At 40.3% G+C, this 21304-nt stretch carries 15 protein-coding genes, 3 tRNA genes, 4 rRNA genes, 1 other RNA gene and 1 other annotated feature (1 of these 24 cut by a window edge); of the genes, 4 read left to right on the top strand and 19 right to left on the bottom strand.

The window, feature by feature from the left end:
* From MKY81_RS04540 to tadA, 11 genes are all read right to left on the bottom strand, one after another.
* Nucleotides 1-734 (bottom strand): 23S ribosomal RNA (locus tag MKY81_RS04540); it reaches 2222 nt to the left of the window's first position.
* 278 nt (nucleotides 735-1012) lie between these two features.
* Nucleotides 1013-1088 (bottom strand) — tRNA-Ala (locus MKY81_RS04545).
* 12 nt (nucleotides 1089-1100) lie between these two features.
* Nucleotides 1101-1177 (bottom strand) — tRNA-Ile (locus MKY81_RS04550).
* Between the two features lie 157 nt (nucleotides 1178-1334).
* Nucleotides 1335-2888 (bottom strand): 16S ribosomal RNA (locus MKY81_RS04555).
* The 16S and 23S rRNA genes sit together here with 2 tRNA genes alongside, the layout of an rRNA operon.
* A 262-nt stretch (nucleotides 2889-3150) precedes the next feature.
* Nucleotides 3151-3417, bottom strand: coding sequence for a pro-sigmaK processing inhibitor BofA family protein (locus tag MKY81_RS04560; protein ID WP_066235438.1), 267 nt, complete (start codon nucleotides 3415-3417; stop codon nucleotides 3151-3153).
* Between the two features lie 85 nt (nucleotides 3418-3502).
* The gene (locus MKY81_RS04565; RefSeq protein ID WP_066235436.1) at nucleotides 3503-3718 is read right to left on the bottom strand and encodes a YaaL family protein; all 216 of its coding nucleotides are present in this window, start codon (nucleotides 3716-3718) and stop codon (nucleotides 3503-3505) included.
* Between the two features lie 21 nt (nucleotides 3719-3739).
* Nucleotides 3740-4336 carry a recombination mediator RecR gene (gene recR, locus MKY81_RS04570; RefSeq protein ID WP_108070116.1) on the bottom strand — a complete coding sequence of 199 codons (597 nt, stop codon included), beginning with the start codon at nucleotides 4334-4336 and terminating at the stop codon, nucleotides 3740-3742.
* 12 nt (nucleotides 4337-4348) lie between these two features.
* Nucleotides 4349-4666 carry a YbaB/EbfC family nucleoid-associated protein gene (locus tag MKY81_RS04575; protein WP_108070114.1) on the bottom strand — a complete coding sequence of 106 codons (318 nt, stop codon included), beginning with the start codon at nucleotides 4664-4666 and terminating at the stop codon, nucleotides 4349-4351.
* A 113-nt stretch (nucleotides 4667-4779) separates the two neighbouring features.
* Nucleotides 4780-6465, bottom strand: coding sequence for a DNA polymerase III subunit gamma/tau (gene dnaX / locus MKY81_RS04580; protein WP_108070112.1), 1686 nt, complete (start codon nucleotides 6463-6465; stop codon nucleotides 4780-4782).
* A 221-nt stretch (nucleotides 6466-6686) separates the two neighbouring features.
* Nucleotides 6687-6951: signal recognition particle sRNA large type (gene ffs, locus MKY81_RS04585), an RNA gene on the bottom strand.
* A gap of 87 nt (nucleotides 6952-7038) precedes the next feature.
* The gene (gene tadA / locus MKY81_RS04590; RefSeq protein WP_066235427.1) at nucleotides 7039-7542 is read right to left on the bottom strand and encodes a tRNA adenosine(34) deaminase TadA; all 504 of its coding nucleotides are present in this window, start codon (nucleotides 7540-7542) and stop codon (nucleotides 7039-7041) included.
* A gap of 143 nt (nucleotides 7543-7685) precedes the next feature.
* Here tadA and MKY81_RS04595 point away from each other — a divergent pair, with 143 nt between their 5' ends.
* The 3 genes from MKY81_RS04595 (at nucleotide 7686) to MKY81_RS04605 (ending at nucleotide 10473) form a co-directional block, all read left to right on the top strand.
* On the top strand, nucleotides 7686-8972 hold the full coding sequence (locus MKY81_RS04595; RefSeq protein ID WP_066235425.1) for a glycoside hydrolase family 18 protein: 1287 nt from the start codon (nucleotides 7686-7688) through the stop codon (nucleotides 8970-8972).
* Between the two features lie 195 nt (nucleotides 8973-9167).
* Nucleotides 9168-9821 carry a deoxynucleoside kinase gene (locus MKY81_RS04600; RefSeq protein WP_066235423.1) on the top strand — a complete coding sequence of 218 codons (654 nt, stop codon included), beginning with the start codon at nucleotides 9168-9170 and terminating at the stop codon, nucleotides 9819-9821.
* On the top strand, nucleotides 9805-10473 hold the full coding sequence (locus MKY81_RS04605) for a deoxynucleoside kinase (protein WP_107921033.1): 669 nt from the start codon (nucleotides 9805-9807) through the stop codon (nucleotides 10471-10473). The genes MKY81_RS04600 and MKY81_RS04605 overlap by 17 nt, the downstream gene beginning before the upstream one ends.
* Before the next feature lie 151 nt (nucleotides 10474-10624).
* Here the strand turns inward: MKY81_RS04605 and MKY81_RS04610 are convergent.
* The 6 genes from MKY81_RS04610 to guaB form a co-directional block, all read right to left on the bottom strand.
* A tRNA-Ser gene (locus MKY81_RS04610) sits at nucleotides 10625-10717 on the bottom strand.
* Nucleotides 10718-10815: 98 nt separating this feature from the next.
* Nucleotides 10816-12096: a serine--tRNA ligase gene (serS, locus tag MKY81_RS04615; protein ID WP_327990407.1), complete on the bottom strand. Its 1281-nt coding sequence runs from the start codon at nucleotides 12094-12096 to the stop codon at nucleotides 10816-10818.
* 43 nt (nucleotides 12097-12139) lie between these two features.
* Nucleotides 12140-12389 (bottom strand) — a binding site (T-box leader).
* 45 nt (nucleotides 12390-12434) lie between these two features.
* Nucleotides 12435-13022: a pyridoxal 5'-phosphate synthase glutaminase subunit PdxT gene (gene pdxT / locus MKY81_RS04620; protein ID WP_108070108.1), complete on the bottom strand. Its 588-nt coding sequence runs from the start codon at nucleotides 13020-13022 to the stop codon at nucleotides 12435-12437.
* Nucleotides 13023-13034: 12 nt separating this feature from the next.
* Nucleotides 13035-13916: a pyridoxal 5'-phosphate synthase lyase subunit PdxS gene (gene pdxS, locus MKY81_RS04625; RefSeq protein ID WP_066235416.1), complete on the bottom strand. Its 882-nt coding sequence runs from the start codon at nucleotides 13914-13916 to the stop codon at nucleotides 13035-13037.
* 125 nt (nucleotides 13917-14041) lie between these two features.
* Nucleotides 14042-15409 carry a serine hydrolase gene (locus tag MKY81_RS04630; protein ID WP_280523947.1) on the bottom strand — a complete coding sequence of 456 codons (1368 nt, stop codon included), beginning with the start codon at nucleotides 15407-15409 and terminating at the stop codon, nucleotides 14042-14044.
* A gap of 155 nt (nucleotides 15410-15564) precedes the next feature.
* Nucleotides 15565-17031, bottom strand: coding sequence for an IMP dehydrogenase (gene guaB / locus MKY81_RS04635; RefSeq protein WP_108070104.1), 1467 nt, complete (start codon nucleotides 17029-17031; stop codon nucleotides 15565-15567).
* Nucleotides 17032-17105: 74 nt separating this feature from the next.
* Between guaB and MKY81_RS04640 the strand changes: the two genes are divergently transcribed.
* A complete protein-coding gene (locus tag MKY81_RS04640; RefSeq protein WP_445663924.1) occupies nucleotides 17106-18083 on the top strand; it encodes a YaaC family protein in 978 nt (325 codons plus the stop codon).
* 59 nt (nucleotides 18084-18142) lie between these two features.
* On the opposite strand, the gene rrf is transcribed toward MKY81_RS04640, so the two are convergent.
* Both rrf and MKY81_RS04650 read right to left on the bottom strand, forming a co-directional pair.
* Nucleotides 18143-18259: ribosomal RNA gene (gene rrf, locus MKY81_RS04645) — 5S ribosomal RNA — on the bottom strand.
* Between the two features lie 73 nt (nucleotides 18260-18332).
* Nucleotides 18333-21286 (bottom strand): 23S ribosomal RNA (locus MKY81_RS04650).
* Nucleotides 21287-21304 lie beyond the last annotated feature (18 nt).

A 21304-nucleotide genomic window follows, 5' to 3' on the forward strand; every position in this document is an offset into this window, starting at 1 on the left:
ACGACCTCAAACTCATTCGCCCTATTAAGACTCGCTTTCGCTGCGGCTCCGCCTCTTCAGCTTAACCTTGCTTGAAATCGTAACTCGCCGGTTCATTCTACAAAAGGCACGCTATCACTCGGCGTCTTTCCGAAGGAAATACGCACAGAGCTCTAACTACTTGTAGGCACACGGTTTCAGGTTCTCTTTCACTCCCCTCCCGGGGTGCTTTTCACCTTTCCCTCACGGTACTGGTTCACTATCGGTCACTAGGGAGTATTTAGCCTTGGGAGATGGTCCTCCCTGCTTCCGACGGGATTTCACGTGTCCCGCCGTACTCAGGATCCACTCTGGAGGGAACGAAGTTTCAACTACAGGGTTGTTACCTTCTTTGACGGGCCTTTCCAGACCTCTTCATTTACTCCGTTCCTTTGTAACTCCGTATAGAGTGTCCTACAACCCCAAGAGGCAAGCCTCTTGGTTTGGGCTTCTTCCGTTTCGCTCGCCGCTACTCAGGAAATCGCGTTTGCTTTCTCTTCCTCCGGGTACTTAGATGTTTCAGTTCCCCGGGTCTGCCTTCCTTACTCTATGTATTCAAGTAAGGATACTACCCCATTACGGGCAGTGGGTTCCCCCATTCGGAAATCTCCGGATCAAAGCTTGCTTACAGCTCCCCGAAGCATATCGGTGTTAGTCCCGTCCTTCATCGGCTCCTAGTGCCAAGGCATTCACCGTGCGCCCTTAACAACTTAACCTAAAATAAGGTTTGTTTTTAAAACTACTTAAATGGATATCATCCATAAAGTGGCGATTCTCGGTTATTACTTGGTTATTTCTCATGATATCTAGTTTTCAAGGAACAAGGCTACTGATTTCAATCACATCATGATTAATCATCGTAGCATTTGCTTCGTGCTGCCTTGCTCCGAGGTGAACCTAATCTTCCTCGAATAAGCATTGCCGCAGGAGCAATTTTACCCAAAGTGCAATTTAGAAATTATCTAAAAATAATATCTTTATTGACTTTATCTTTTGGTGGAGCCTAGCGGGATCGAACCGCTGACCTCCTGCGTGCAAAGCAGGCGCTCTCCCAGCTGAGCTAAGGCCCCGAAGATGTTATATGGTGGGCCTAAATGGACTCGAACCATCGACCTCACGCTTATCAGGCGTGCGCTCTAACCAGCTGAGCTATAGGCCCACATTTTCGGAAATAAAAAACATCGATATGGAAGAAGAACTCCTTGTCGTTGTTTTTATATATTGCATATTTTTTTGAAGAATTCATCCTTCAAAACTGAACAAAACGAAAAACGTCTTTTTTGTAACCACGATAGTGGTTTTCCTTATATCCTTAGAAAGGAGGTGATCCAGCCGCACCTTCCGATACGGCTACCTTGTTACGACTTCACCCCAATCATCTGTCCCACCTTCGGCGGCTGGCTCCAAAAGGTTACCTCACCGACTTCGGGTGTTACAAACTCTCGTGGTGTGACGGGCGGTGTGTACAAGGCCCGGGAACGTATTCACCGCGGCATGCTGATCCGCGATTACTAGCGATTCCGGCTTCATGTAGGCGAGTTGCAGCCTACAATCCGAACTGAGAATGGTTTTATGGGATTGGCGTAACCTCGCGGTCTAGCAACCCTTTGTACCATCCATTGTAGCACGTGTGTAGCCCAGGTCATAAGGGGCATGATGATTTGACGTCATCCCCACCTTCCTCCGGTTTGTCACCGGCAGTCACCTTAGAGTGCCCAACTGAATGCTGGCAACTAAGGTCAAGGGTTGCGCTCGTTGCGGGACTTAACCCAACATCTCACGACACGAGCTGACGACAACCATGCACCACCTGTCACTCTTGTCCCCGAAGGGAAATCCCTATCTCTAGGGAGGGCAAGAGGATGTCAAGACCTGGTAAGGTTCTTCGCGTTGCTTCGAATTAAACCACATGCTCCACCGCTTGTGCGGGCCCCCGTCAATTCCTTTGAGTTTCAGCCTTGCGGCCGTACTCCCCAGGCGGAGTGCTTAATGCGTTAGCTGCAGCACTAAAGGGCGGAAACCCTCTAACACTTAGCACTCATCGTTTACGGCGTGGACTACCAGGGTATCTAATCCTGTTCGCTCCCCACGCTTTCGCGCCTCAGCGTCAGTTACAGACCAAAGAGCCGCCTTCGCCACTGGTGTTCCTCCACATCTCTACGCATTTCACCGCTACACGTGGAATTCCGCTCTTCTCTTCTGCACTCAAGTCTCCCAGTTTCCAATGACCCTCCACGGTTGAGCCGTGGGCTTTCACATCAGACTTAAGAAACCGCCTGCGCGCGCTTTACGCCCAATAATTCCGGACAACGCTTGCCACCTACGTATTACCGCGGCTGCTGGCACGTAGTTAGCCGTGGCTTTCTGGTTAGGTACCGTCAAGGTACCGCCCTATTCGAACGATACTTGTTCTTCCCTAACAACAGAGTTTTACGATCCGAAAACCTTCATCACTCACGCGGCGTTGCTCCGTCAGACTTTCGTCCATTGCGGAAGATTCCCTACTGCTGCCTCCCGTAGGAGTCTGGGCCGTGTCTCAGTCCCAGTGTGGCCGATCACCCTCTCAAGTCGGCTACGCATCGTCGCCTTGGTGAGCCGTTACCTCACCAACTAGCTAATGCGCCGCGGGTCCATCTGTAAGTGGTAGCTAGTGCCACCTTTCAATTCTCCTTCATGCGAAGGAAAAAGTTATCCGGTATTAGCCCCGGTTTCCCGGAGTTATCCCAGTCTTACAGGCAGGTTACCCACGTGTTACTCACCCGTCCGCCGCTAATCTGAAAAGGAGCAAGCTCCTATCAGATTCGCTCGACTTGCATGTATTAGGCACGCCGCCAGCGTTCGTCCTGAGCCAGGATCAAACTCTCCAAAAAGATGTTTGAAATAGCTCTAGTTAAAAAATAAATTAATTGACGTTTCGTTTTGTTCAGTTTTCAAAGATCAATTGTTCTTTGCGACTTATTAATATTATCAGACTCAATATTAAGTGTCAAATGTTTTTTCTTTTTCAATATCACTTGTTTCAGCGACATGTATTATAATATCACTATTTCAGAATAATAGTCAACCCTTTTTCTTAAAATAATTTCCTGAATATATCAATAGAAAATAGGAAAATCCGCAAAATGCGGATTTTTAACCTATTATCCACGTTTGAATAATCGTTAAACCTACTACTCCAGGGATTCCTAATAAACCTGATACTGATGTAGTTACAAGATTAATCGGAACGTGAATACCAAATTGTCCACCGAACTGATTTAAAAAGAATAAAAACAATGCACCAATCGCAAGTCTAATAAATATTTGCCCGATAATCCGAAACGGCTTTCCTGTGAATCCCGCTATTAATAAGAGAAGAATTAATCCAGAAATAACCGCAATGATTATTATTGGGTTCATCGTACCACCCCTTACCTTACATTGTACTATCCATTTTATGAACAGATTGTCCAAAAAGAACTACACAATGTAAAATTAGTGTGGTTTACTTTTTTATTCTGATATTTCTAGCTTTCGCCTCACGAAATAAAAAGAAGTATTTCATTTCAGCTATTTTCCTTTGGAAATGAAGTTCTTCATCATATTCAAAGCTCATTTCAACTAAAGATTTTTGTTGAAGCCAGTTTTTCCTAGCTCTTGCCATTAAATCAATTAATTTTTGGTCATATTCATTACGCAATTTTAACTTTCTATTGAACATGTGAATACACCTCGTTTTTCATTATACTTCTCTTCGTCCCTCTAAAGCTTTAGATAAAGTTACTTCATCAGCATATTCTAAATCGCCACCAACCGGTAAGCCGTGGGCGATTCTTGTTATTTTTATACCTGATGGCTTAAGAAGACGGGAAATATACATGGCAGTAGCCTCCCCTTCAATATTAGGGTTTGTTGCTAAAATAACTTCTTGCACAGTTTCATCTTGTAGTCTTTTTAGTAAATCAGGAATATTAATATCTTCAGGTCCTATTCCATCCATCGGTGAAATCGCTCCATGAAGTACATGGTATAACCCATTAAATTCTTTCATTTTTTCCATAGCTATTACGTCTTTCGGGTCTTGAACAACACATATAATACTTCTATCTCGGCGTGGATCCTCACAAATATAACAAGGATCTTGATCAGTGATGTGACCACATACCGTACAATAACTTAAATTTCGTTTCGCATCGACAAGTGCTTTTGCAAAGTCGAGGACAGTATCTTCCTTCATGCTTAGCACAAAAAATGCCAGTCGGGCTGCGGTCTTCGGCCCAATACCTGGCAATTTCATAAAGCTATCCATTAGTTTCGTTATTGGTTCTGGATAATGCATGCTTTTTTCCCCTTAAAAACCTGGAATGTTTAAACCTTTGGTAAACTGTCCCATTGTTTGATTTGTTAGTTCCTCCGCTTTTTTCAATGCATCATTCGTTGCAGCAAGTACTAAATCTTGAAGCATTTCGATATCTTCAGGATCAACTACTTCCTCTTTAATATTTACTTCTACGATTTCTTTATGCCCGGAGACAATTACCGTAACCATACCGCCGCCAGCAGTACCTTCAATACGCTTTTCACCTAATTCCTCTTGAGCCTCCGCCATTTTCTTTTGCATTTTTTGCATTTGTTTCATCATGTTTTGCATATTTCCCATTCCACGCATTATATTTACCCTCCATGTATTAATCCCGACTGATTCGCAAGATTATTATATTTATTATTTAGGATTGAAAGGCGTACCTTTGCAGCTTAATTTGCTTTTTAAAGATAAGATTTCTAATCCTTTATTTCAATTAAATCCATACCAACTAGTTTTTTAGCTTCTGCTATAAATGGGTCTTCCGCTGTTTCATCCTGTTCTTTTGGAGAAGTCTTTTGACTTTGGATAAAACTTTCGCGGATTGAATTCCATTGATCTTCAGGTACTCCGATCATTTGATAACCGATTCCTGTTAATTCTTTCAAAACAGATGTAATCGCTTCTAAAAACTTTTGATTCTCCATCGCCATTTGGCAATGAATTTCATATTTAAATTTTAACACAAAAGCATTAGTTGAAGCAGCAACTGGCTCTGCATCATTTAAAAGTGCGGATTGAGAACGCATTTGACGTTCATTCAGTTGAACAAGCATGTCACCCCATCGACTTTTAATTAAATTTAAATCCTGTTTTGTTGCTACTTTTAATATATCATTTATTCTTCCTGTTTGTGCCCTAAATCCCTTCCCAGTTCGAGAAGCCTTTTTTACAGGCTGCTTATTTACTGATTCTGTTTGCTGAACTCCATTAGTTTTAAGGTCCTGTACTTCTTTTTGCAGTTTTTCAATTTGTTCTACTAATTGATGTACATCAGCATGAGTACCTGATTGATTTTTGATTCGGGTTTCACATAGTTTTATTAATGAAACTTCTAAATAAATTCGAGCAAGGTTTGAGAATTTCATTTCTTGTTGAGTTTTATTTAATATATCAATGTATTCATAAATTTGTTCTGAGGAAATTTGATCAGAAAGCTGACGAAACTCTTCATCAAGCATGACCCTTTCAATCGCTTCCTCAAGTGCTGGGGCTGTCTTATATAGAAGCATATCACGGAAATATAAAATTAAATCTTCAACAAAACGTGTCGCATCTTTTCCTTGATACAATAATTCCTCAAACACATGAAGTGCATCTGCAATATTTTGTTCATAAATAGCCTGCGCTAATTTATTTAAATAAGATTGGGAAATTGACCCGGTTACCGTTAACGCATCATCTACTGTCACTTTCTCTTGACCAAAGGAAACCGCTTGGTCCATCAAGCTTAGTGCATCCCTCATTCCGCCTTCAGCAGCGCGAGCTATGATCGTTAATGCAGACTCTTCAAATTGAATACCAGACTCAGTTGCTATACGTGCCATTCGCCCTGTAATATCTTGAGCAGTGATTCTTTTAAAATCAAAACGTTGACAACGTGAAATAATAGTCAATGGAATTTTGTGCGGTTCAGTTGTTGCCAAAATAAATATAACATGTTTTGGCGGTTCCTCTAAAGTCTTTAAGAGAGCATTAAACGCTCCAATAGAGAGCATATGTACCTCATCAATGATATATACTTTGTACGGAACAACATTCGGTGCAAATTTCACTTTGTCTCTAATATCGCGTATTTCTTCAACACCATTATTAGAAGCTGCATCAATTTCAATAACATCCGGAATTGATCCATTTGTTATTCCCTTACAAGCATCACATTCGTTACAAGGCTCGCTAACTGGTGCCTTTTCACAATTGACAGCTTTAGCCAAAATTTTTGCAGCACTTGTTTTCCCCGTACCTCTTGGACCGGAAAAAAGATACGCATGTGAAGTCTTTTGTTGCAGGAGGGCATTTTGCAATGTTTTTGTTACATGTTCTTGTCCCACAACATCCTCAAAGATTTGCGGACGCCAAACGCGATATAATGCTTGGTAGCTCATTTACCCTCCTCCTTTTTCTTCTTCTCCTGCACTTAATTAGTACAAAAAGCCTTACTTTTCTCATATTATACCTTATCCATCACTAATTTAACATTGTGAAAACGAATAAAATAGTTATTGATTATATGCTTATACTTTAATTCATATTTATGACGGTGTTAAACAAAAAATAAAGAAAAAACCCATCCATTAGGATGAGTTTAATTATGTAGAGTAAACTGCCGTGCACCTTCCCTCGACTAGCTCCCATAAGCGTTACTTAAGCAGTTAGCTCGGCTCAGGCTGCCCTGCGGCACATGGAAGAGTCCACTTAATGCTGCTTCCTTCCGGATCTGACATGGTTCATGGATTTCCATTGCGCAGGACCCAAGCGTCAACACCACTTACTCAAGGCAGGCCCTACAGGATACTAGCCTCAAGAAGGGATTCAGTCTTGCTAGAGCGGATTGCAAGTACAGGGCACCGCTACCTCCCCACCTAGCACGGCAAAATTGATACCAAATATAAATGCGTTTTATCAACGCAAGATAAAGTATACTATTTTTCATAAAAAAAAGCAATGGATTGTAATTGTTAATTAGTGGATTTACTCAAGTTACCTTTTTTCTTTTCGCTTTTCTTTCGCAGGCGTATTTCTTTAAAAAAATTACTTAACATTTCACTACATTCGTTTTCAAGTACACCACTCACAACTTCGCTTTGATGATTAAAACGACAATCATTTAGGAGATTCATTAATGTACCGGCGCAACCAGCCTTTGGATCGCTAGCTCCATAAACAACCCTTTTTATTCTTGACAGAATAATTGCCCCGCTACACATCGGGCACGGTTCCAACGTTACATATAGATCTGCATCTTCTAATCGCCAAGACTCCACTTTGTTGCATGCCTCTTGGATCGCTAATATTTCTGCATGGGTAATTGCATTTTGGGTTGTTTCCCTTAAATTATGCGCAGAGGCAATAACCTCACCATTCAAAACAATCACCGCACCAATCGGTACTTCTTCTTTTTCTTTAGCTTTGATTGCTTCCTTTATAGCTAAATTCATATAATATTCATCATTATTTTTCACATTCAAACCAACCTTTGCATTATTTACTTATTCCTCATTATATATTAGAAAAAAGATTTTAGAAAAAGTGTGTAATTCAACATGACTTTCTAAATAGGATCATAGAATGGTAGTAGAGCCTATCTGTTCGAAGGAGGGTACGTATGCAAATCCATGTAGTAAAACAAAATGAGACATTGGCAGGTATAGCTAGTACCTACCGAGTCCCAAGAGAGGAATTAATAGTCGCTAATGAAATTCCAAACCCTGATGATTTGGTCATTGGGCAAACAATTGTCATTCCAATAGTTGGACGTTTTTACTGGGTGAAACAAGGGGATAGTTTATGGGGAATTGCACAAAAGTTTAATTTGTCTTATACGGAGTTAGCACGAATAAATGGAATATCAGTAAACCATCCTTTACACGTTGGTATGCAATTATATATCCCACCGAAGAAAAAAGTAGATGCTGAATTCAATGCATATATCGAACCTTTTGGTAATAAAGTTTCCCAAGCATTAGAGAACAGTGCGCGAAAAGCTGCACCCTATTTAACGTATTTATCACCATTTGCTTTTCAAGTAAATCGCGATGGATCATTAGTGGCACCACCGCTCGGTAATCTCGCAATTATTGCAAATGCAAATCAAAATATATTAGTGATGGTGATTAACAACCAAGAAAACGGGCAATTTAGTGATGAATTAGGAAGGATCTTATTAAACGATCAAGAAATTCAAAATAACTTCCTGAATAATATCGTAAAAACAGCTAGGCAATATGAATTTCGTGATATTCATATCGACTTTGAATTTTTACGGCCAGCTGACGAGGAAGCATACACTCGGTTTTTAAGAAAAGCAAAGGCGAGATTTAATCAAGAGAATTGGATGCTTTCAGCGGCACTGGCACCAAAAACAAGTGCGACACAAAAGGGACTTTGGTATGAAGCACATAATTACAAAGCAATTGGGGAAATCGTTGATTTTGTTGTTATTATGACATATGAATGGGGCTATAGTGGAGGTCCTCCAATGGCAGTATCTCCTATCAGCCCTGTTCGGGATGTTTTAGAATATGCAATAACAGAAATGCCCTCGAACAAGATTTTAATGGGACAAAATTTATATGGATATGATTGGACACTTCCCTTCACCCCCGGAAAAGATACAGCAAAAGCTATTAGTCCGCAACAAGCAATCCAACTTGCAGCAAAATACAATGTTCCCATTAATTATGATTCGACTGCACAAGCTCCTACCATCGATTATGTAGATGAAAATAACAAAAAACATAAAGTGTGGTTTGAAGATGCTCGCTCTATTCAGGCTAAATTTGATTTGATAAAAGAATTAAAACTTCGTGGAATGAGTTATTGGAAACTTGGACTTTCCTTTCCACAAAACTGGCTCCTCATTGTTGAAAATTTCCATATTGTAAAAAAATAAAACCCACCCCTTTCAAATAAGAAAGGGATTTTTTTCATTTATCTACAAATATTGATCATTTTCTTTTATTTATCCCTCATATAAAAACATGTGATAAAATAGCTATTGGCTTAATTTTAATTTAAATTTCTATTCCATATAAAATGTAAAAAAGAACAGAGTTATATGAATGGTCAACCATGAGGAGGAAAATAAATGGAGAATTTACCGTTTATTACGGTTGAAGGACCAATTGGAATAGGAAAAACCTCTCTAGCGAAAGCAATCTCAGAACATTTTCATTACCATCTTTTAAAGGAAATTGTAGATGAAAATCCGTTTTTGGAAAAGTTCTATCAAAATATAGAAGAGTGGAGCTTTCAATTAGAAATGTTTTTCCTCTGTAATCGCTATAAACAGCTCGAAGACATCAAGAACAATTATCTAAATGCTAATCAACCTGTCGTAGCAGATTATCATATATTTAAAAATCTCATTTTTGCAAAGAGAACACTAAAAGAAGATCAGTATTTTAAGTACTTAAAGATTTATAACATTTTAACAGATGGTATGCCTCAACCAAACATAGTCATTTATATTCATGCGAGTTTAGATACTGTTATGAAACGAATAAGGATGCGGGGGCGGGACTTTGAAAAAAACATAAGTCCCGACTATATTAAACAACTATCCTCTGATTACGAAAAATTTATGGAGGATTTTATGCACACCCATCCTAATATTCCTGTCCTTCAGATCAATGGGGATGACCTAGATTTTGTGAAAAATTCATATGACTTAAATTATATAATTGAAAAAATCACGTTATTATTACAAAAAGGGGTAAAAATCAATGGAACTTCGAAATAAATATTCAATCCCTAAAAATACGGTTATTACAGTTGCAGGAACAGTTGGAGTTGGGAAATCAACGATGACGAATACATTAGCAAATACATTAGGATTTCGTACCTCATTAGAAAAAGTTGATACAAACCCATATTTAGATAAATTTTATCAAGATTTTAAACGTTGGAGCTTCCATCTGCAAATTTACTTTTTGGCTGAACGATTTAAGGAGCAAAAAAGAATGTTTGAATATGGAGGAGGATTCATACAGGACCGTTCCATTTATGAAGATACAGGGATTTTTGCACAAATGCATTATGAAAAAGGAAACATGTCTGAAGTTGATTATCAGACATATACAAGCCTATTTGAGGCAATGATTATGACTCCTTACTTTCCTCACCCTGATTTACTTATTTATCTAGAGGGTTCGATCGAAGATATTTTGGAGCGTATTCAAAAGCGTGGAAGATTAATGGAACAGAATACCCCTGTTGAATATTGGATTGAAATGCATAAACGTTATGAAAACTGGATTAATTCCTTTAATGCATGTCCTGTTTTACGAATCAATATTAAAGACTATGATTTAATGAATGATGGGACAAGCATAGAACCGATCATTGAAAAAATTAGCTTTTTCCTCAAACAAACGAAGGAATTACAAAAGTAAAAAAGATTTTCTAAGCAAAAAAATAGTCGTCAACCAAATTGGTTGACGACTTTCTATTTGCACTCCATTTGTTCATGATAACAAAAAATCCGTTACTAGGTAACGAATTTCATTAAATCTCCAATGATTTATGCGCGTTTTGTTTTATTAATGGCGGAGGAAGAGGGATTCGAACCCCCGCGCGGTTTAACCCGCCTGTCGGTTTTCAAGACCGATCCCTTCAGCCGGACTTGGGTATTCCTCCGTATCGACAAGAAATAATATATCATGGAATAATAACCGTGTCAACATTCATTTAAAACTTTTAAAAGAGGAGGAAAATCCTCCTCTTTATTACTAGCCTTATTTTAAGCTAATTTTATCTACATTACGCATATATGGGCGTAAAACTTCGGGGATAACTACACTGCCGTCCGCCTGTTGGTAATTTTCCAAAATAGCCGCAACAGTTCGGCCAATAGCCAATCCAGAACCATTTAATGTATGGACATGTTCAGGCTTAGCATTGGCATCTCTTCTGAAGCGAATATTTGCTCGACGCGCTTGGAAAGACTCAAAATTACTGCAAGATGAAATTTCCCGATATGTGTTATAGCTTGGTATCCAAACCTCAATATCGTATTTCTTTGCAGCTGTAAACCCTAGATCAGCTGTACACATACTCATCACTCGATATGGCAGACCAAGCAATTGGAGAACCTTCTCAGCATTTCCTGTTAGCTTTTCTAATTCATCATATGAATCTTCCGGCTTTACAAACTTTACCAGCTCCACTTTATTAAATTGATGCTGACGAATTAAGCCCCTCGTATCACGACCGGCAGATCCAGCTTCAGATCGGAAACATGCACTAAATGCAGCATAGTTAAGCGGTAATTGATCATTGTTTAATATTTCATCACGATGTAAATTTGTCACTGGAACTTCAGCAGTTGGAATAAGGAAATAATCCTCGCTATCAATCAAAAAAGCATCCTCTTCAAATTTAGGTAATTGACCTGTCCCTGTCATACTTGTACGATTCACCATATAAGGTGGTAAAATTTCTTCATAGCCATGCTCTTCGACATGTAAATCCAACATAAAATTAAATAATGCTCTTTCCAGTCTAGCACCCAAACCTTTGTAAAATACGAACCGGCTGCCCGTTACTTTTGCAGCACGTTCAAAATCCAAAATATTTAAATCAGTAGCTATATCCCAATGTGGTTTTGGTTCAAAGTCGAACTCACGAATCTCTCCCCATTTGCGGATTTCCACATTGTCATCCTCTGTTTCCCCGACAGGCGTACTTTCATGAGGAATATTAGGAATAGACAACAGTAAATGATCTAATTGTTCTTCAACAACTCGTAATTCATCATCGAATTGTTTAATTTGATCCCCAACCGCACGCATTTCTGCAATTAAATCATCCGCGTTTTGTTTTTCTCTTTTTAATTGAGCAATTTTTTGTGTTACTTCATTACGTTTGCTTTTTAGATCCTCCGTCGCAACAATTAGTTCCCTCCTCTTCGTATCAAGTTCCTCAAATTTATCAAAATCTGAAAGATCTTCACCTCTGTGTTGTAGCTTCTCTTTTACTTCATTAAAATTAGCTCGTAAATATTTGATATCAAGCATTTATAACTCCTCCTTATTAAAAAATAAAAAACTCCCGTCCCTAAAAAGGGACGAGAGTTACCCGCGTTGCCACCCAGTTTGAAAGTATAAATACTTTCCACTTAATCGATAACGGTTTTACCCGAAAGTACTTACTAATAAGAAAGACAAAAGCGCCTTAGGCGGCCACCTTACCTTATTTCGTTCAGTACTTTACTCAAGGATGGATTCACAAGCTTCCTTCATCGGTTTACACCAACCACCGACTCTCTAGAGAAGTCAATCTTGTTACTATTTCCTCTCACTGCTTTAGTCAAGATTTTAACAATTAATTTACTACAATTATACCCTATTTGCAACTATTTATTACGTTTTTTATATTCTTTTACCATATTAATAAAGTATTGTGTCAATCGAAGATCATCTGTCAATTCGGGATGAAAAGAGCACCCTAAAATATGTCCATCACGTGCTGCGACGATTCTTCCATTATGCTTTGCGAGAATTTCAACATCCTCACCAACCTCCAAGATGTGCGGAGCACGAATAAACACAGCATTGAAATGATCTGTCACACCCGCAATAGCAAGATCCGCCTCAAAACTATCAACCTGCCTGCCAAATGAATTTCTTTCAACGATAACATCCATAAGACCCAGATGAGGTTGATCATAGCCTTTAATTTCCCTTGCTAACAATATTAGTCCCGCACAAGTCCCGAAAATTGGCTTGTTTTGTTGGCCAAATTCACACAGCTTGTCCATAAAGTCATACTTATCAAGTAAACGGCGCATTGTCGTGCTTTCTCCACCCGGAAGAATTAACCCATCTATCTCATCTAATTGTTCCCTTTTTTTTATTACGACAGCTTCTTCGCCACAGTTTAGAATAGCCTGAACATGCTCTCTAACAGCACCTTGTAGGCCTAATACTCCAACTTTAATCATTCCCAAAACTCCTTACCAACCTCTATCTTGCATACGTGTTTCCGGTGTTAATGTTGAAATTTCTATACCTTTCATAGCAGTTCCAAGATCTTTTGAAAGATTAGCAATTAGTTCATAATCCTGATAATGTGTCGTTGCCTCAACAATTGCCTTAGCAAATTTTTCAGGGTTATCTGATTTGAAAATACCTGATCCAACAAATACACCGTCTGCACCTAATTGCATCATTAATGCTGCATCAGCAGGAGTTGCTACCCCACCTGCAGCAAAATTTACGACAGGTAATTTCCCAAGTTTTTTAATTTCAAGTAATACTTCGTATGGAGCACCTAATAATTTAGCTTCAGTCATAAGCTCATCCTCATTCATGCCTACTACTTTACGAACCTGGGCATTCACCTTTCGAATATGACGAACAGCTTCAACAATATTTCCTGTTCCTGGTTCTCCTTTTGTCCGAAGCATAGAAGTTCCTTCTCCAATACGACGTGCCGCTTCCCCTAAATCTCTACAACCACAAACAAATGGAACAGTGAAATCTTTTTTGTTTAAATGATATTCTTCGTCGGCTGGAGTTAAAACTTCACTCTCATCAATATAATCTACACCCATCGATTCAAGAACACGCGCTTCAACTATATGACCAATTCTAGCCTTCGCCATAACTGGTATACTAACAGCATTCATTACTTCTTCAACAATGCGAGGGTCAGCCATTCTTGCTACTCCTCCAGCTTTACGTATATCAGCAGGAACTCTTTCAAGTGCCATAACTGCAACCGCACCAGCTTGTTCAGCAATTTTTGCCTGTTCAGCGTTAATTACATCCATAATTACGCCGCCTTTTTGCATCTCAGCCATTCCACGTTTAACTCGATCTGTACCAAATTCCACAATCCTCAGCCCCTTACCATAGTTGTAAAATACAAAACATTTTAATTCTTTAAAGCCTATTTTAAATAAACAGCAAAAAGGACACCGTGTCAAGACAGGTGTCCCCAATAAATTTTATTTAATTCTTAAAACCAGCCTTTTACCGTGGAAGTAATCCCACTCCAAACATCAGAAAAAAAACCGCCGACCCCACGCATCATTAGTACAAACCAATTTGCCTTCTCAACTTTATCAGCCGTAACAACATTTACAGTAGCATATTTATGTCCATCCAAATAACCGAAATCATTTTTGCCACTATATTCTGCAGTCAATGTTCCAACCTTTTCACCTTTTTTAACAGGGGCGGTTAGTTCACCCGATTTATTAAGCTTGTCCTTATCAATATTAAAAGAAGGCTTATAAAGCTTTTCTTCACCATTTTTTATAACAACTTCTAATGGATTTTGTGTTTGAATGTTAACTTTCTTTTCCTTCCCTTTTACTACAGGAATTGATTCATGTTTTTTAACTTTATATCCCTTTGGAAAAATTTCTTTAACAGAAAAATTCGCAAAGGCATAATCCATCATCTTTTTCGTCTCGTCGAATCTTGCCTTATAGCCGCCCTTACCTTTTCCATTCGTCGCATTTTGTACAACTGTAATTACACGCATGCCATTTTTTTGAGCAGTACCTGTAAAACAATATCCTGCAAATTTAGTCGTTCCAGTTTTTAGACCATCTACACCACTATCCTTTGTTCCATATACTAGTGTAGGAAGCATCCAGTTCCAATTTTCCATATTAATATCTTCGTCTGGGCCTGCATGGAATTTTGCTTTTGGAATACTAGACGTTTTTAATACCTCTGGAAAATCATTAATTAAATGGGATGCTAATTTTGCGGTTGCTCTAGCAGACATAATGTTTTCATCTGTTGGACCTGATCCTTTTGGTTGCATTCCTTTTAAATCTTTATTATTAAGTCCAGTACTATTAACAAACTTATAATCTTTAAGACCTAATTCCTTCGCCTTTTCATTCATAAGTTTAACAAAGTTAGTTTCAGATCCAGCAATCGTTTCCGCAATTGCAATTGTAGCAGCATTAGCGGAGTACATTGCCATTGCTTGATAAAGGTCCTTAATTTTATATTTCATATCTTTTCTTAATGGTACATTTGATAGATTCGTATCATGTGAGATTTTTTGAACATAGTCACTTGGAGAATATTCTTGATCCCATTTCACTTTTCCTTTTTTAATTGAATCCAAAAGGATATATTCGGTCATCATTTTAGACATTGAGGCGATACCTAGTGCTGTATCTGCATTTTTTGCATATAATACTTTTCCTGTACTAGCTTCTACTAAAATTGCTCCATCCGCGTGTATATCTAATACATCTTCGGCAGCTAAAGCTGTTTTTGGCAATTGTATAATACCAAATATCAATGAAAAAGCCATTATAAAGGCTATTACTTTTTTCAATCTCTTATTCTTCACTAACATGCCCTCCATCAATTTTTAATACACTTTCGTTATTTTATCATAAATTTTTGTATAATAGTAGCTATGTTAAGTATGCTCTTAGTAACAAAAAGTGGCAGGAACTATACTTTAGGTATATGTTCCTGCCATTTTGGTATATATAGGTTCACCAATGCTTATGATAAGGAATAATTTGGTGCTTCCTTTGTTATTTGGATGTCATGTGGATGACTTTCTCGAAGGCCGGCTCCTGTCATCTTGATAAATTGAGCTTCATCACGCAATGCCTGCAAATCTTTTGTTCCACAATATCCCATCCCAGAACGAATTCCTCCTAGTAATTGGAAAATTACATCTGAAAGTGGACCTTTATATGGAAGTCGACCTTCAATGCCTTCGGGAACAAATTTTTTCGCATCTTCCTGAAAATAACGGTCTTTAGAACCCTGTTCCATCGCAGAAACTGATCCCATTCCACGGTATACTTTAAAACGACGGCCTTGGAATATCTCCGTTTCTCCGGGACTTTCAGATGTTCCTGCAAGTAAACTTCCTAACATAACAACATGTCCGCCCGCAGCCAAAGCTTTAACGATATCTCCGGAATATTTTATTCCTCCATCAGCAATAATTGCCTTTCCATGTTTTCTTGCTTCTGTTGCACAATCGTATATAGCTGTAATTTGCGGTACACCTACACCGGCAACTACTCTCGTTGTACAAATAGAACCAGGTCCGATACCAACTTTTACAATATCAGCCCCTGCAAGAATTAGTTCCCTTGTAGCATCTGCAGTTGCCACATTCCCTGCTATAATATTTAAATTAGGATATGCATCTCTAATTTCACGAACTGTATCAGTAACGCCTTTAGAATGGCCGTGTGCTGTGTCAATCACAATCACATCTACATTCGCTTTTACAAGTGCTTCCACACGTTTCATCGTATCTTTTGTAACACCTACAGCAGCACCAACGAGAAGTCTGCCTACATTATCTTTTGCCGAATTTGGAAATTCAATTACCTTTTCAATATCTTTAATTGTAATTAAACCTTTAAGCACACCATTTTCGTCTACTAAAGGAAGTTTTTCTATCTTATGTTTTTGAAGGATTTTCTCCGCTTCGCTTAATGTTGTCCCTACTGGAGCAGTAACTAAATTCTCTTTAGTCATCACATCAGAGATTTGTATGGAAAAGTCCTCAATAAAACGCAAATCGCGATTTGTAAGAATTCCTACTAATTTTAGTTCCTCTTCGTTATTTACAATCGGAACACCTGAAATTCGATATTTCCCCATCAAATGTTCTGCACTGAAAACCTGATGATCAGGGGTTAGAAAAAAGGGATCTGTAATGACTCCACTTTCAGAACGTTTAACTTTATCAACTTGCTCAGCTTGTTGTTCAATGCTCATATTTTTATGGATAATTCCTAATCCACCCTGTCTTGCCATTGAAATAGCCATTTCAGCTTCAGTAACAGTATCCATTCCAGCACTGATAATTGGAATATTTAACTTCAAAGATTTAGTTAGTTCTACTTGTAGATTAACATCCTTTGGTAATACTTCAGATTTAGCTGGAACTAGTAACACGTCATCAAACGTTAAACCTTCTTTAGCAAATTTAGTTTCCCACATTTCTATTCCTCCTGCTCCAAAAATATTATTAGTAGGTTATCAATTGGTTAAACTACTGTCAAGGAAATCACGATATGTCCAACTTTTCTAATAATTCGGAGGTGATTATTTTGCAAGATATTTGGCAAAATCTAACATATTTTCACTCCGCGGAAAACGCCCAAAAGTTTCTGCATCACTGTTACAAGGATTCTCTTTATGATAAAGCTGAAATAAAGAGCTATGAAAATTGTTACCCTTTTATATATTATTTGCAACATGGGGAGATTTACTATAATCAATCCTCAATAGCTCCAATGGCTATTAAACCAGTATTACTTTTTTATGGCCTTATACACTTAATAAAGGCTTGTCTACTTACTGTAGATCCAAATTATCCCGCAACAACCTCCGTATTGGCCCATGGGGTTTCTTCGAGAAAGAGGAAGAAGCAACAGTATCAATTTATTAATGATGAAATAAAGATTCAAAAACTAGGATTGTGTACTCACTTTGCTAAGCAAATGTTTCACGTGGAACGACTGGATGGGGAAAAAATCATAATGAAGAACTTATTAGAGCAAATTCCGGAACTAGACGATTATTTTTTATTTAACCAGCAACAAAATATTTTTGTAGTACATAAACTTGATCAGACCTATAAAATACCAATTTCTATATTGGACAAGTATCACTTTACGTTAGACAGTTTTGCTCGATTTATTGAGCAAAAAAGTTGTATCGAAATACAAACGGTCTATACAGAGGGGGAAAATATTATGATACAAACAAATAATAATTCTCGTCCGTTACTTCCCTTTCGATTTCATTTATTTAAACAGGAATATTGCTTGCCTTTCAAGCAATCGAAATATATTAATTATCCGGACCTATTGGTGCATTATTTATTGCTATATAACTTAAGTATGATTGCCAGATATGAAACGGAATGGTGGTGTGAGCTTTTAAAAACAACACCGACCAATGACTATTCATTAATAAAATCCTTTTTATCTATAACTGCTCAAAAAACGCCCTATTTAGTTTATCAATATTTAAGAGAACAACGATAATATTCGTTATATGAATATAGACAAAAAAACACAGAGCATACACTCTGTGTTTTTCATTTGCCTGGCAACGTCCTACTCTTGCAGGGGGAGAGCCCCCAACTACCATCGGCGCTGAGAAGCTTAACTTCCGTGTTCGGGATGGGAACGGGTGTGACCTTCTCGCCATAATTACCAGACTATTTATTTAAGGGTTTGTTCCCTCAAAACTAGATAGATGAGAAATACTTCGTAATAACCTTGAATCTATTGTTGGTTAAGTCTTCGACCGATTAGTATTCGTCAGCTCCATGTGTCGCCACACTTCCACCTCGAACCTATCAACCTGATCATCTTTCAGGGGTCTTATTTAGATAAACTAAGGGAAATCTCATCTTGAGGGGGGCTTCATGCTTAGATGCTTTCAGCACTTATCCCTTCCGCACATAGCTACCCAGCGATGCCTTTGGCAAGACAACTGGTACACCAGCGGTGCGTCCATCCCGGTCCTCTCGTACTAAGGACAGCTCCTCTCAAATTTCCTACGCCCACGACGGATAGGGACCGAACTGTCTCACGACGTTCTGAACCCAGCTCGCGTACCGCTTTAATGGGCGAACAGCCCAACCCTTGGGACCGACTACAGCCCCAGGATGCGATGAGCCGACATCGAGGTGCCAAACCTCCCCGTCGATGTGGACTCTTGGGGGAGATAAGCCTGTTATCCCCGGGGTAGCTTTTATCCGTTGAGCGATGGCCCTTCCATGCGGAACCACCGGATCACTAAGCCCGACTTTCGTCCCTGCTCGACTTGTAGGTCTCGCAGTCAAGCTCCCTTGTGCCTTTACACTCTGCGAATGATTTCCAACCATTCTGAGGGAACCTTTGGGCGCCTCCGTTACCTTTTAGGAGGCGACCGCCCCAGTCAAACTGCCTGCCTGACACTGTCTCCCACCCCGATTCAGGGGTGCGGGTTAGAATTTCAATACAGCCAGGGTAGTATCCCACCGACGCCTCCACCGAAGCTGGCGCTCCGGCTTCAAAGGCTCCTACCTATCCTGTACAAGCTGTACCAAAATTCAATATCAGGCTGCAGTAAAGCTCCACGGGGTCTTTCCGTCCTGTCGCGGGTAACCTGCATCTTCACAGGTACTATAATTTCACCGAGTCTCTCGTTGAGACAGTGCCCAGATCGTTGCGCCTTTCGTGCGGGTCAGAACTTACCTGACAAGGAATTTCGCTACCTTAGGACCGTTATAGTTACGGCCGCCGTTTACTGGGGCTTCAATTCAAAGCTTCGCTTACGCTAACCTCTCCTCTTAACCTTCCAGCACCGGGCAGGCGTCAGCCCCTATACTTCGCCTTACGGCTTCGCAGAGACCTGTGTTTTTGCTAAACAGTCGCCTGGGCCTATTCACTGCGGCTCTCTCGGGCTTGCACCCTAACAGAGCACCCCTTCTCCCGAAGTTACGGGGTCATTTTGCCGAGTTCCTTAACGAGAGTTCTCTCGCTCACCTTAGGATTCTCTCCTCGCCTACCTGTGTCGGTTTGCGGTACGGGCACCTTTCACCTCACTAGAGGATTTTCTAGGCAGTGTGGAATCAGGAACTTCGGTACTATATTTCCCTCGCCATCACAGCTCAAGGTACATGGTGACGGGATTTGCCTCGTCACCCCTCTAACTGCTTGGACGCGCTATTCCAGCAGCGCGCTTACCCTATCCTCCTGCGTCCCCCCATCGTTCAAACGGTGAAGAGGTGGTACAGGAATATCAACCTGTTGTCCATCGCCTACGCCTTTCGGCCTCGGCTTAGGTCCCGACTAACCCTGAGCGGACGAGCCTTCCTCAGGAAACCTTAGGCATTCGGTGGAAGGGATTCTCACCCTTCTTTCGCTACTCATACCGGCATTCTCACTTCTAAGCGCTCCACCAGTCCTTACGGTCTAGCTTCTCAGCCCTTAGAACGCTCTCCTACCACGGACACCAACGGTGTCCATCCACAGCTTCGGTGATACGTTTAGCCCCGGTACATTTTCGGCGCAGAGTCACTCGACCAGTGAGCTATTACGCACTCTTTAAATGGTGGCTGCTTCTAAGCCAACATCCTGGTTGTCTAAGCAACTCCACATCCTTTTCCACTTAACGTATACTTTGGGACCTTAGCTGGTGGTCTGGGCTGTTTCCCTTTTGACTACGGATCTTATCACTCGCAGTCTGACTCCTAAGGATAAGTCATTGGCATTCGGAGTTTGTCTGAATTCGGTAACCCGATGAGGGCCCCTAGTCCAAACAGTGCTCTACCTCCAAGACTCTTACCTTAAGGCTAGCCCTAAAGCTATTTCGGAGAGAACCAGCTATCTCCAAGTTCGATTGGAATTTCTCCGCTACCCACACCTCATCCCCGCACTTTTCAACGTGCGTGGGTTCGGGCCTCCAGTAAGTGTTACCTTACCTTCACCCTGGACATGGGTAGATCACCTGGTTTCGGGTCTACGACCTCAAACTCATTCGCCCTATTAAGACTCGCTTTCGCTGCGGCTCCGCCTCTTCAGCTTAACCTCGCTTGAAATCGTAACTCGCCGGTTCATTCTACAAAAGGCACGCTATCACTCGGCGTCTTTCCGAAGGAAAGACGCACAGAGCTCTAACTACTTGTAGGCACACGGTTTCAGGTTCTCTTTCACTCCCCTCCCGGGGTGCTTTTCACCTTTCCCTCACGGTACTGGTTCACTATCGGTCACTAGGGAGTATTTAGCCTTGGGAGATGGTCCTCCCTGCTTCCGACGGGATTTCACGTGTCCCGCCGTACTCAGGATCCACTCTGGAGGGAACGAAGTTTCAACTACAGGGTTGTTACCTTCTTTGACGGGCCTTTCCAGACCTCTTCATTTACTCCGTTCCTTTGTAACTCCGTATAGAGTGTCCTACAACCCCAAGAGGCAAGCCTCTTGGTTTGGGCTTCTTCCGTTTCGCTCGCCGCTACTCAGGAAATCGCGTTTGCTTTCTCTTCCTCCGGGTACTTAGATGTTTCAGTTCCCCGGGTCTGCCTTCCATACTCTATGTATTCAAGTAAGGATACTACCCCATTACGGGCAGTGGGTTCCCCCATTCGGAAATCTCCGGATCAAAGCTTGCTTACAGCTCCCCGAAGCATATCGGTGTTAGTCCCGTCCTTCATCGGCTCCTAGTGCCAAGGCATTCACCGTGCGCCCTTACTAACTTAACCTAAAATAAGGTTTATTTT

The organism is Heyndrickxia sp. FSL W8-0423 (genome assembly GCF_038009395.1).
Taxonomy (GTDB): Bacteria; Bacillota; Bacilli; order Bacillales; family Bacillaceae_C; genus Heyndrickxia; species Heyndrickxia sporothermodurans.